This window comes from Arthrobacter sp. GW460-12-1-14-TSB2 (genome assembly GCF_059423525.1).
Map to the genome: position 1 here is coordinate 108,969 of NZ_JBWKYC010000014.1, position 12,903 is coordinate 121,871.

Consider the following 12,903-nt stretch of genomic DNA (forward strand, 5'->3'; position numbering starts at 1 on the left):
TTGTGAGCCACCTCTCATCGTTGTGCAAAATGACCTATAGTCTTCTGGCATGAGACTTAATGCACACACAGAGGGCACGCGGAACGCGGCGCTCACCGGACAGGTCAGCGTTGACCTTTCGGCCATCGCAGACAACATCCGCACTCTCCGCCAGCGCTCCGCGGCACCCCACTTCATGGCGGTGGTGAAGGGCAACGCCTACGGCCACGGACTCGTTGACGTCGCCCGGACGGCGCTGTCGGCCGGGGCGGACTGGCTGGGAACGGCGCAGCTTCATGAGGCGATTGCCCTGCGCCGCGCGGGCATCACCGCTCCGGTACTGTCCTGGCTGTACCTCGCATCCGCCTCCAGCGAGACGATCCGGGAAGCGCTGGCGTACGACGTCGACGTGTCGCTGGGCAGCGTCGCCCAGCTCGACGTCGTGGCCGGCATCGCCCGCCAGCTGGGCCGTCCCGCCGTCGTCCATCTTGAACTGGACACGGGGCTGAGTCGCGGCGGGGCGCGGGCGGAGGACTGGGCGGAACTCGTCACCGCTGCCCGGGCCGCAGAGCGTGACGGCACGCTCTGCGTGCGCGGCGTCTGGACGCATCTGGCCTGGGCCGACGTTCCGGCACACCCGGCCAACCTGGCGGCGGTGGAGGCTTTCGAAGAAGCCGTCCGTGCGGCCAGGGCGGCGGGCCTGGAACCGGCTCTCCGGCACGTCTCGAGTTCGGCCAACATCCTTGACCGGCCGGAATTCGCCTTCGACATGGTGCGGGCCGGCCTGGCGTTCTACGGGCTGGCTCCGGCCGACCACCTGGCTCCGGCCGACTTCGGCCTGCGCCCCGCACTGACGGTCACGGCCCCGGTGGTGCTGGTGAAGAAAGTGCCGGCCGGGACCGGCGTGAGCTACGAGCACCAGGCCATCACGCACGAGCCGCGGTATCTGGGGCTGATCCCGCTGGGCTATGCGGACGGGATCCCCAAGGGCATCACGGGCCGCAGCCTGATCCTCGTCGGGGGCCGCCGGGTTCCGGTGATCGGCAAGGTCTGCATGGACCAGTTCATGGTGGACCTGGGCCCGGATTCCCCGGGCGTGGCCGTTGGTGACACAGCTGTGCTATTTGGCGATCCGCGCACCGGGGCCGCGAGCGCCGATGACTGGGGCGCGGCGATCGGCAGCCACGGTGACGAGATCATCAACCGGATTGCCCCGCGCCTGCCGCGCGCCTACGAGTGCCCGGACTACCAGGAAGCCGGTGCTCCCGTTGGCGCCTGAGGCAGCCGTCGAGCGGCTCGGCTTCGTCACGCTGGAGCAGTTCCTGCAGAAGCTGCCGCCGGAGCTGAGAATACTCCACGACGGCGGCAACGGTGCCGGGATGCTCCGCTGGGTGGAGCCGAGCGAACTGGAGGATCCGACGCCCTACCTTCTCGACGGCGAGTTTATCCTCACCGCCGGGTTGCCGTTCCTCGGCGAGGGCGGCCGCGAGGGAAAGGTGGACGCCTATGTGCAGCGGCTGGTCGGCGCCGGGGTGGGGGCCCTGGGGTTCGGACTGGAACCGTACTTCGACGCCGTGCCCGGGACCGTGCTGGCGGCATGCCATCGCCACAACCTGACCCTGGTGGAGTTTCCCAGGACTGTTCCGTTTGCGGCGATCGGACTGGCGTTCTCGCAGCTGCTGGAGTCGGACAACGCCAGGGTGTTCCGGCAACTGGCGGACACCAACCGGCAGCTGATGCGGGCGGTCCTGTCGGCCAGGCCGGAGCACGAGCTCCTGGCGGCGTTGGTGCAGCGGGTTCCGGTCTGGGCGCTGCTCGTCGGGGCCGACGGCAGGATCCGCGCCCGGGCCGCGGCCGACGGCGGAAGCGGCAACAGCAGCGGAACTGGCGCTGCCGGCCCGGCCGGCAACCAGGCCCCGCCGGCCGCCGTCGAACTCTCGGCTTTGCAGCCGCTGCTGAAACGGCTCCTGGGTGGCAGCGGCCCCCGGGTTGAGATGGAGTCCCTCGAGGAACCGCGGCCGTCCACGGTGTTCGGCCACCCGCTCCGCAGCACCCGGGATGCCAACCTCGGCGCGCTGATCCTGGGCTCCGGCGGACCGCTCACGCCGGCCCAGAACAGCGTGGTGTCCTCGGTGGTGGGGCTCCTGGAACTGCTGGTGCGGCAGCGGACCAGCGGCTCGCTGGCACCCAGCCAGCTCGCGACCGCGCTGTTGCTCCATCCGGACAGCGTGGCCTCCGGCGGCACGAAGCACATCAACGGACTCAAAGACCTACTGGCGCAGAGCATTTCCTCCACGCGCTCGGCACAGCTGCGGGTTGTCCAGGGTGTGAAGGCGGAACCCGGCGGTCCTGCTGGCGACAGCCCCGTCCGGGAACTCCTGCAGTGGCGCCGCATGTTCGACACCAAGCTGGTGGAGATCACTGACTACGGTTTTGCCGCCATTACCCGCCTCAAGGTCGACGAGGCCCTGCTGGCAGAGGCGGAGGAACTCGGCTGGCGCCTGGTGATCGGGGATGCCACCGAGTTCCAGGCCTTGGCATCCGCGTACCGGCGGGTGACGTCGCTGCGCGCCCGGGTTCAGGCAACCGGCAGGAGCGCCCGGGTGGACGAGGTGACCTGGTCCGTGGCCGGACTGCTTGGCCGCGAGGCCGGGACCATGCTGGCGGCACGCCTGCTGGAGCCGGTTCTTGGCCAGGAGGATCCCGAGCGGCGCGCCGCCCAGCTGGCGGTGCTGCGGACGTGGCTCGGAGAGAACGGGAGCTGGGACGCCACGGCGAAAGCCCTGGGCTTGCACCGGAACAGCGTCCGCCGGCAGATCAACGCCGTGGCCGAGCTTCTGGAGACCGACCTCAACCAGGCCCAGGTCCGCGCGGAGCTCTGGTTCGCACTTCAGTACGTGGACGAATCTCCGCCGGCAACGGAAGCCGCGCCCTCCCAGTCCGAGTAAAGCTCCGGCCGGCGCTCCCTGAGGTACGGCACGGCTTCCCGCGCGTTGCGGGCGCTGACGGCGGACACCTCGGCGTACAGCAGTTCCGGCGCCGGTCCTGCAGCGGCCAGCAGGGAGCCGTCGGGACCGGCGATGACGCTGCCGCCCAGGAACTCACAGCCGTCTTCCTCCCCTGAGTGGTTGGCATAGGCCACGGTCAGCTGGCTCTCCAGAGCCCTTGCGCGCAGCAGGACCTGCGGGACGGAGTCGAATCCCCGGGACAGGGCCGTGGGAACCAGGAGCAGTTCTGCGCCGCGGACCGCGGCGGCACGAACGGCTTCGGGAAACTCGACGTCGTAGCAGATCACCATGGACGTTTTGATGCCCTGGAAGTCCACGACGGCGGGAGGTTCGGCGGCCGGGCTGAACGCCGTGCGCTCCTCCTCCCCAAACAAGTGGACCTTGGCGTAGTTCAGCACCTCGGCCCCTTCTCGGTCCACCAGCGTGGAGGTGATCTGCCACCGGCCGTCCGAGGTGACGGCGGGCAGGCTGTACACCAGGGCGATGCGGTTCTTCCGCGCGATGCCGGCGAGCGTCCGGCGGATGGCCGGAAGGCTTGCGGGATCCAGTCCGGACCGGACCCGGAGGGGCGCATACCCCACGGGAAACAGCTCCGGGGTGAGCAGCACCCCCGCCCCGGCGGACGCGGCCGAGCGGGCGGCGTCGTCAATTGCCCCGCAGTTGGTTTCCACATCAAGTACAGCGGCGTTCGCCTGCAGGAGTGCCAGCAGCACCGTTACCACCTCTATAGTCTCCGGGATGCCCGCGGGAAACGCGGGCCGCCTCTTCTTGCAGCCTCTTCCTACCAGCCTAGCGAGGGTGCAGACTGTGCCGTAGGTGCATTTCCGCCCGGAAACCGGGGCCCGCAGTGCGGAACGTCCGTGCGTGCGGCAAGGGTCCTGCAATGATGCCTTGCGTTAACTTCTTGACTACAACGGTGCAGATGGTGCACGCTTCATTGCATGCCCTCATCACCGCGCTCAACGAGGAGCCGAACCAAGAACCCTGGTTCACAGTCCGCCCTGAGGCACCTGAACCAGCAACGGATCATCGAGTGCCTCCTGAACGGTCCATCAACCCAGGCTGAACTCGCCCGGCAGACCGGCTTGTCCACCGCCACGGTCTCCAACATCGTCAAGATCATGCAGGACGCCGGACTGGCGTCCACGGAGCCGATCACCAGTTCCGGCCGGCGTGCACTGAACGTCCGGCTCAACAGCAACGGTGCGGTCGCCGTGGGAATCGACTTCGGACGGCGGCACCTCAGGGTGGTCCTCGCAACCCTGAGTTACCACATCATCGCCGAGGAATCCGTGCTGCTGCCATTAGGCCATCACGCCGACGAAGGCATCCGGGCCGCCGTCGAACTCCTTGCCAAACTGCTGGCGGAAAGCGGCGTGGAACGCAGCGCCATAGTGGGCGCCGGCGTCGGAATCCCGGGCCCCATCGACCGTCGGACGGGCACCGTGGCGCAGGGGGCCATCCTTCCCGAGTGGGTGGGCATCAACATCCTGCACTACCTTGAAGAGACCCTGAATTTCCCCGTGTTCATTGACAACGACGCCAACCTAGGCGCCCTGGCAGAGGTCACGTGGGGACCCCACAGCGGCATCAGCAACCTGATGTTCATGAAGATCGGCTCGGGCATTGGCGCCGGGCTGATCCTCAACGGCGCCCCGTACTACGGCAACGTGGGCATCACCGGCGAGATCGGCCACGCCACTATCCACGAGCACGGCCTCATCTGCCGCTGCGGGAACCGGGGGTGCTTGGAAACCATTGCTTCCACAACCACCATGATCGAGCTCCTCAGCCGCGGCGAGGAGAAACCGCTCAGCGCGGAGGACATCGTCCGCAAGGCCCTGGAGCGGGACTCCGCGACACTGCGTGTCATCGACGACGCCGGCCTGGCCGTAGGCCGGGCCCTGGGCAACGTGGCCAACCTCATCAACCCCGAAGTCATTGTGATGGGCGGTCCCCTGGCGGGGCTGGGAGACCTGCTCCTGGACCCCATCCGGCGGGGCCTGGTGCGCCACGCAGTGCCCGTCATCGGCGAGACCACAACCCTGACAATGTCCTCACTCGGCGACCGGGCGGAGGCCCTCGGGGCGGCCGCCCTCGTTTTCCAGCATGCGGGAATCCGCCGCTCCTAACCTATTCGTTATCTGGCTGTTGCGTTAAAGACTTGACGACAACGGCTGTGATCAAGTTTACTTTTTCATCAGACGGCCCTGCGGTTTGCAGGGCGGACAACGAAGTCATGCATTGGAGGCGTAAGGGCAAATGACGTCCCAGACCACGCAAAGCGATCCGATTCTTCTCGAGATGCGCTCCATCACCAAGGAATTCCCCGGCGTTAAAGCTTTGTCCGAGGTGAGCCTGCGGGTGAAGGCCGGCGAGATCCACGCCATCTGCGGCGAGAACGGCGCCGGCAAGTCCACCCTTATGAAAGTCCTGTCCGGTGTGTATCCGTTCGGCACCTACGACGGCGACATCGTCTACCAGAACGAAGTCCAGCAGTTCAAGGACATCCGGGCCAGCGAGCATGCCGGCATCGTGATCATCCACCAGGAACTCGCGCTCATCCCGGAGCTCTCCATCATGGAGAACATCTTCCTGGGCAACGAGCCCACCAAACGCGGCATCATCGACTGGGCCGAGGCCCGGGCGCGGTCCACTGAACTGCTCGCCCGGGTGGGTCTGCGGGAGGATCCCGATACCGCCATCAAGGAAATCGGCGTCGGCAAGCAGCAGCTCGTCGAAATCGCCAAGGCGCTGAGCAAATCAGTAAAGCTCCTGATCCTCGACGAGCCCACGGCAGCCCTGAACGAATCCGACTCCCAGCACCTGCTGGACCTCATGCTGGGGCTCAAGGGCCGCGGCATCACGTCCATCATCATTTCGCACAAGCTGAACGAGATCGAACAGATCGCGGACTCCATCACCATCATCCGTGACGGCAAGTCCATCGAGACCCTCGACGTGAAGGCCGACGGCGTGGATGAGGACCGCATCATCAAGGGCATGGTGGGCCGCACGCTGGAGTCACGCTTCCCGGACCACGAACCGAAAATCGGCGAGGTGTTCTTCGAGGTCAAGGACTGGAACGTGGGCCACCCGCAGATCCAGGACCGCCTGGTCTGCAAGAACTCCAACTTCTTCGTGCGCCGCGGCGAGATTGTCGGTTTTGCCGGGCTCATGGGCGCCGGCCGCACCGAGCTTGCCCGTTCCGTGTTCGGCCGCTCCTACGGACGGTTCATCTCCGGCCACATCTACAAGGACGGCAAGGAGATCACCCTCCGCTCCGTCCGCCACGCGATTGACGCCGGGCTGGGCTACGTCACCGAGGACCGCAAGTCCCTGGGACTGAACCTCCTCGATGACATCAAGACCACCACCGTCGCGGCGAACCTGAAGAAAATCAGCAAGCACAACATCGTGGACCCCAACAAGGAATTCACAGTTGCGGAGCAGTACCGCAAGTCCCTGCGCACCAAGACGCCCTCAGTGGAAGAAGGCGTCGCCAAACTCTCGGGCGGCAACCAGCAGAAGGTGGTGCTCGCCAAGTGGATGTTCACCGATCCGGACCTGCTGATCCTCGACGAGCCCACCCGCGGCATCGACGTGGGCGCCAAGTACGAGATCTACGGCATCATCCAGCAGCTGGCCAACCAGGGCAAGGGAGTCATCGTGATCTCCTCCGAACTGCCTGAGCTGCTGGGACTCTCGGACCGCATCTACACCATCTTCGAAGGCGCCATCACCGGTGTCCTGAACAAGGATGAAGCCAGCCAGGAAAGCCTGATGAAGCTCATGACATCCGCCCGCAAGACCGCCGCCTGACCTTCTGGATACCTCCAGAACCTTCCAGACACAAGGACCGAAACAATGAACGCGCTCAAGAAGCTATTTGGCGGCAATACCCGCCAATTCGGCATGATCTTCGCCCTGGTTGCACTGATCGTCTTTTTCCAGATTTTCACCGAGGGCCGCACGCTCACCCCGGGCAACGTCATCAACCTCTTCAACGGCAACTCCTACATTCTGATCCTGGCCATCGGCATGGTGCTGGTCATCATCGCCGGCCACATCGACCTCTCCGTGGGCTCGGTGGCAGCTTTTGTCGGCGTTACCGTGGCCCTGGCCATCCGTGACTGGGGCATCCCCTGGTACGCCGGTGTCCTGCTCGGCCTGGCCCTCGGGGCTCTGATCGGGGCCTGGCAAGGGTTCTGGACCGCCTATGTGGGCATCCCCGCCTTCATCGTGACCCTGGCCGGCATGCTGCTCTTCCGCGGCTTCAACCAGTTCGTCGGCAAGTCCAACACCATCCCGGTCCCCAACGACTTCCAGTACCTTGGCTCCGGATACCTCCCCGAGGTGGGGCCGTCCACGGGATACAACAACCTCACCCTGCTGCTGGGCCTGCTGGCCGTTGCCTTCGTCATCTTCAGCGAAGTCCGTTCACGCCGCCGGGCCATTGCCCTCGGCGCTGAAGTCCCCGAGGCCTGGGTAATGATCCTCAAGCTCGTCCTGATCTGCGGTGCCATCCTGTACGCCACGTACCTGTTCGCCACCGGCCGTCCGGGAACGTCCTTCCCGATCCCGGGCCTGATCCTGGCCGTCCTGGTCCTCATCTACGGGTTCATTTCCTCCAAGACCATCGTCGGCCGCCACATCTACGCCGTTGGCGGCAACCGGCACGCAGCCGAGCTGTCCGGCGTGCAGTCCAAGAAGGTCAACTTCCTGGTCATGATGAACATGTCCATCCTCGCCGGCCTGGCAGGCATGATCTTCGTGGGCCGCTCCACCGCGTCCGGTCCGTTCGACGGCGTCGGCTGGGAACTGGACGCCATCGCAGCCGTCTTCATCGGCGGCGCTGCCGTGACCGGCGGCGTGGGCACCGTGATCGGCTCGATCGTTGGTGGCCTGGTGATGGCTGTCCTGAACAACGGCCTGCAGCTCCTGGGCGTCGGTGCCGACCTCACCCAGATCATCAAGGGCCTCGTGCTCCTGATCGCCGTCGCCTTCGACGTCTACAACAAGACCCAGGGCAAGAAATCAATCATCGGCATGATGATGAAGAACTTCGGCCGCAGCAGCAGCGAGCTCCAGCCGGATGAGACGACATCCACGAAGGACGCCATCCGCAAGGAAGCCTGAGCGCTTCCCCACGATTCTCCGCACACCATCTATAGAAAGTGAACCAAGCAATGCAAATGATTGGTAAAGCAGGAAAGGCAGCAGCAATCGCTGCTATTGCGGCACTGGCGCTGACTGCCTGCGGCCGCGCCGAGACCGGCACCACAGGTGGCAGCAGCGGCGGCGAGGCATTCCCCAAGAACTCCTCGATCGGCGTCGCCCTCCCCCAGAAGACCAGTGAAAACTGGGTGCTGGCCGAGAAGCTGTTCAACGACGGCCTGAACGGTTCCGGGTTCAAGGCCGATGTGCAGTTCGCCAACGGCGGCGTCTCCGAGCAGCAGAACCAGATCAGCGCGATGGTCACCAAGGGTGCAAAGGTCATCATCGTGGGTGCCATCGACGGCGCCCAGCTGGGCACGCAGCTCAAGCAGGCCAAGGACTCCGGCGCCACCATCATCGCCTATGACCGCCTGCTCCTGAACACGGAGAACGTGGACTACTACGTGGCCTACGACAACTTCAAGGTGGGCGAACTCCAGGGCCAGGCGCTGCTGGACGGCATGAAGGCCAAGAAGCCTTCCGGCCCGTACAACATCGAGCTCTTCGCCGGTTCCCCGGATGACGCCAACGCAAAGGTCTTCTTCGACGGCGCCATGAGCGTCCTCAAGCCGAAGATCGACGACGGCACCCTCAAGGTTGTCTCCGGCCAGACCTCGTTCGAGCAGGCTGTCACCCAGGGCTGGAAGGCTGAGAACGCCCAGCGTCGCGCAGACACCCTGCTGACCGGCAGCTACGGCACTGCGTCCCTGGACGGCGTCCTGTCCCCGAATGACACCCTGGCCCGTGCAGTCCTGACCTCCGTCAAGGCCGCCGGCAAGCCGCTTCCGATCATCACCGGCCAGGACTCCGAGGTTGAGTCCGTCAAGTCCATCATGGCCGGCGAGCAGTACTCCACCATCAACAAGGACACCCGCAAGCTCGTTGAGCACGCAATCACCATGGTCAAGGACATCCAGGCCGGCAAGACGCCTGAGATCAACGATGACAAGTCCTACAACAACAAGGTCAAGACCGTTCCGGCGTACCTGCTGGATCCGGTCATCGTGACCAAGGAGAACGTCAAGACGGCCTACGTGGACGATCCGGTACTCGGCCCGATCACCAAGTAGTTCCGCGCTGAGGCGCCTCCAACCGCAGTGACGAGCCCCGGCTCACCCGAGAGGGTGGGCCGGGGCTTTTGCGTACCCCGGGCGCCGGCCTTCACAGCGCAAACATAGCTTCGGCCCGTTCTCCGCACAGCCAAGCGCACCACTGTTGGATCAGCAGCCGGTCATTCCGTCCGGCCAGAGATTCTAGGAGTACCGTGAGCGTCCTCGCCCGAAGTATAGGCAATGCCTTCAGAAACAAGGTCCGGACCGGGGCCGTGGTGGCAGTGCTGGCCGTGGCGATCGGCCTGGCCCTGTCCATGCTGGTGGCCAACCAGGCGGTTGCCGCCAAAGCCGCTGAACTGAACGCATCCGTGGGCACCGTTTTGACCGTCAATCCGGCCGGCGGCCAGGGCTTCGAAGGCGGCGGCGAACCGCTCACGGCAGAGCAGGCCGCCACCGCGGCCGCCGTACCCAACGTCACCAGCGTCGTCGGCACCAAGGCGCTGCGGCTGCGCAACGCCACCGAAGCGGCAGCACAAGCCTCCGGTACCCAGGCGGCCGGACCCGGCGGCGGCCAGGGCGGACCCGGCGGGCAATCCACCACCACGCTGACCACCAGCCTCACCGCCGCCATCGACGCCGGAACGCTCGGCAACCGCAACCAGGCCAGCGAGGGAACCAGCGGATCAACCGGAACCGCCCAGCCGGTGCGCAGTCTGCCGATCACGGCCACCGGAGTCGGCGCCGAGGTGGACAGCACGGGCAAGGCCCTGGCGATCACCGAAGGCACCGGCCTGGGCGACTACACCGCGGAATCGGCCACCGCGCTCCTCGGCACCACCCTTGCGGAAAAGAACGGCCTTAAGGTCGGTTCCACATTCACCATCAACGACCAGACCTACACCGTGGCCGGCCTGTTCGACGCCGGCACCACGTTCGGCAACAACGCCCTCTACGTCACCCTCCCCTCCGCCCAGACGCTGGCCGAACTGCCCGGCGAGCTCTCCACCATGATCGTCACGGTGGACACCCTGGAAAACGTCGATTCCACCAAGACCGCCCTGCAGTCCGCGCTCGGCACCGACAAGGCCGACGTCACCCAGGGCCAGAACCTCGAAACCGCCGTCAGCTCGCTGGACAGCGTCAAGAACATCTCGTTCATCGCGTTCGTCGCGGCACTGGGCACGGCCGGCCTGATCATCCTGCTGATCATGGTGATGCTGGTCCGCGAGCGCCGTCGTGAAATCGGTGTGCTCAAGGCGATCGGCGCCCCCAACCGCACCATCGGGCTCCAGTTTGTCCTGGAGGCGCTGGTTCTCGTGGCGCTCGGCAGCGTGGTGGGCGCCGCCGTCGCCTCCTTCGCCAGCGGCGGCATCGCCTCCGCGCTGATCAGTTCCAACACCAGTACGACGACGGCGGCAACCACCGGACGCGGCATGCCTGGCGGGGCGGCCGGGTTCCCCGGCGGTGGCGCCGGTCTTCCAGGCAGCCAGGGCGGTCCGTTCGGCGGAGCGTCGCAGCTGCTGACCACCGTCACCGCGAGCGCCTCCCCCGGCGTGATCGCCGCCGGTATCGCCGCGGTGTTCGGCGTGGCCATTATCGGAGCCCTGGTTCCTGCACTCCTGACCGCCCGCATCCGCCCCATCGAAGTCCTCCGAGGAGAGTAACCATGATCGAAGTCAAGAATCTCGTCCGCACCTTCAAGTCCGGCGACCGCACCATCAAACCCGTCAACGACGTCAGCTTCGAACTCGAACAGGGCACGCTCGCGTCCATCGTGGGCAAAAGCGGCAGCGGCAAGAGCACCCTGTTGTCCCTGCTGGGTGCGCTGGACAAACCCACCAGCGGAGACGTCGTCGTCAACGGCGTCAGCCTGGCCAGCATGCCGGACGGCAAGCTGACCGAGTACCGGCGCCGCGACATCGGCTTCGTGTTCCAGCAGTTCAACCTCATCCCCAACCTGTCCGCCGTGGACAACGTCATGCTGCCCATGGAGTTCGCCGGAGTGCGCAAGGCTGTGCGGCTGGCCCGGGCCAAGGAGCTGCTGGAGCAGGTGCAGCTGGATCCGGAGAAGCACGTGCGCCGCATCAACCGTTTATCCGGCGGCGAGCAGCAGCGCGTGGCGATTGCCCGGGCACTGGCCAATGAGCCCAGGCTCATCCTCGCCGACGAGCCCACGGGCAACCTGGACGAGCAGACCGGCGAACACATCATCGAGCTCCTCAGCTCGCTGAGCCGCGACCACAACACCACCATCCTGGTGGTCACGCACGACCGCCAGCTCGCCAACAAGACGGACCGCCGCTTCCGGCTCCAGCAGGGCCGCCTCACCGAAGAGCCCGCCCGCACCAGGGTGGCAGCGGCCGCTACGGCGTAAGCGGTGTAACGGACCCGGGGCGCAAGCGGGAGCTGAGCAGGACGAATCCCAAACGCCCTCTCAGCTCCTGCCGCCTTTAATCTGACGCTCTCTCACTTTTCGCGCGAAAAATTCGGATCCTCCGTCACTTCCTGCGGGTAATTCCCTACCGCTCCCGCAGTCGGGTGAGAGGATGGCACAATGAGTGCCCCCATCGCGAAGCCGTGGCTATTCAGCCAGTCCGACCAGGATCCCCGTTCTTCCACCGGACGTCCGCTGCGGTGGGGAATAGTGGCGACAGGCAGTATCGCCCGGTCGATGGTGCAGGACCTTGCCCTTCTCGCTGATGCGGAGCTGTATGCGGTCAGCTCGAGAAGCCAAAAGACGGCTGATGCTTTCGCGGCAGAGTACGGTTTTGCCAGGGCGTACGGGGACGACGACGGCGGGCCGGGTTACCGGCGGCTCCTCGCCGACGACTCCGTGGACGTCGTCTATGTGGCCACTCCGCACGCCCAGCACTACGAAGTTGCGCTGGCGGCCCTCCAGGCGGGCAAGCATGTGCTGTGCGAAAAGGCCCTGACCATCAACGCGCGGGAAGCCGCGGAACTTGTGAACCTCGCGCGTTCCAAGAAGCTTTTCATGATGGAAGCGATGTGGAGCCGTTTCCTGCCGAGCATGCAGCGCGCCTTCGAAATCGCAGCGTCCGGGGAACTCGGGACGGTCCAGTGGGTCACCGCGGATCTCGGCTTCCCGGCGGTCTACTCCCCCAGCGCACGGCTGTGGGCTCTCAAAGACGGTGGTGGGGCCCTCCTTGACCTGACGGTGTATCCCCTGCTGTGGGCTCTGGGCACCTTGGGTTTCCCGCAGGCCGTCAGCGCTACGGGATCAGTGAACGACGACGGCGTGGACACCCAGAATGCGTTGACCCTGGAGTACCACCACGGCGGGCAGGCCCAGCTGACGTCGTCGCTGATGGCCTACGGTCCGCGCGCAGCCACCGTCGCGGGGAGCCTGGGCTATCTACACACCATGGGGTCCATCAACAATCCCAGGGAAATCCTGGTCAGGGTCGGCATGGCGGAACCGCGCACCGAGCACTTCGACGTTGTGGGCCGCGGTTATTCTTACGAACTCCGCGAGGTCACCAGGTGTATCCAGCAAGGGCTTACGGAGAGCCCGGTCATGCCGCTCGAGGATTCGCTGAACGTCATGCGGCTGTTCGACGGGGTCCGTGCGCAGCTGGGCGTGAGCTACCCGAATGATGCCCACTAACCCCGATTTGAATGGGCGGGAA

10 protein-coding genes are annotated in these 12,903 nt (G+C 65.8%); 9 read left to right on the top strand and 1 reads right to left on the bottom strand.

What is annotated here, in order from left to right:
• The first annotated feature begins 49 nt into the window (after positions 1–49).
• Positions 50–1,258 carry an alanine racemase gene (gene alr, locus AC07YR_RS16510; RefSeq protein WP_494734590.1) on the top strand — a complete coding sequence of 403 codons (1,209 nt, stop codon included), beginning with the start codon at positions 50–52 and terminating at the stop codon, positions 1,256–1,258.
• Entirely contained in the window at positions 1,248–2,927 is a 1,680-nt protein-coding gene (locus AC07YR_RS16515; RefSeq protein ID WP_494734612.1) for a PucR family transcriptional regulator, read from the top strand. The genes alr and AC07YR_RS16515 overlap by 11 nt, the downstream gene beginning before the upstream one ends.
• On the opposite strand, the gene AC07YR_RS16520 is transcribed toward AC07YR_RS16515, so the two are convergent.
• Entirely contained in the window at positions 2,870–3,700 is an 831-nt protein-coding gene (locus tag AC07YR_RS16520) for a nitrilase-related carbon-nitrogen hydrolase (RefSeq protein ID WP_494734591.1), read from the bottom strand. The genes AC07YR_RS16515 and AC07YR_RS16520 overlap by 58 nt on opposite strands.
• 228 nt (positions 3,701–3,928) lie before the next feature.
• Here AC07YR_RS16520 and AC07YR_RS16525 point away from each other — a divergent pair, with 228 nt between their 5' ends.
• The 7 genes from AC07YR_RS16525 to AC07YR_RS16555 all read left to right on the top strand — a co-directional run bounded on the left by AC07YR_RS16525 (position 3,929) and on the right by AC07YR_RS16555 (position 12,881).
• Positions 3,929–5,119: an ROK family transcriptional regulator gene (locus AC07YR_RS16525; protein WP_028270515.1), complete on the top strand. Its 1,191-nt coding sequence runs from the start codon at positions 3,929–3,931 to the stop codon at positions 5,117–5,119.
• A 130-nt stretch (positions 5,120–5,249) separates the two neighbouring features.
• On the top strand, positions 5,250–6,809 hold the full coding sequence (gene mmsA, locus AC07YR_RS16530) for a multiple monosaccharide ABC transporter ATP-binding protein (protein WP_494734592.1): 1,560 nt from the start codon (positions 5,250–5,252) through the stop codon (positions 6,807–6,809).
• A 45-nt stretch (positions 6,810–6,854) separates the two neighbouring features.
• The gene (mmsB, locus tag AC07YR_RS16535) at positions 6,855–8,126 is read left to right on the top strand and encodes a multiple monosaccharide ABC transporter permease (RefSeq protein ID WP_436056991.1); all 1,272 of its coding nucleotides are present in this window, start codon (positions 6,855–6,857) and stop codon (positions 8,124–8,126) included.
• Positions 8,127–8,176: 50 nt separating this feature from the next.
• Positions 8,177–9,274: a substrate-binding domain-containing protein gene (locus AC07YR_RS16540; protein WP_055804214.1), complete on the top strand. Its 1,098-nt coding sequence runs from the start codon at positions 8,177–8,179 to the stop codon at positions 9,272–9,274.
• 194 nt (positions 9,275–9,468) lie between these two features.
• A complete protein-coding gene (locus tag AC07YR_RS16545; protein ID WP_494734593.1) occupies positions 9,469–10,920 on the top strand; it encodes an ABC transporter permease in 1,452 nt (483 codons plus the stop codon).
• 2 nt (positions 10,921–10,922) lie between these two features.
• A complete protein-coding gene (locus tag AC07YR_RS16550; protein ID WP_494734594.1) occupies positions 10,923–11,630 on the top strand; it encodes an ABC transporter ATP-binding protein in 708 nt (235 codons plus the stop codon).
• Between the two features lie 180 nt (positions 11,631–11,810).
• Positions 11,811–12,881 (top strand): Gfo/Idh/MocA family protein, encoded by a 1,071-nt coding sequence (locus AC07YR_RS16555; protein ID WP_494734595.1) that lies wholly within the window; start codon positions 11,811–11,813, stop codon positions 12,879–12,881.
• The last annotated feature ends 22 nt before the right edge of the window (positions 12,882–12,903 follow it).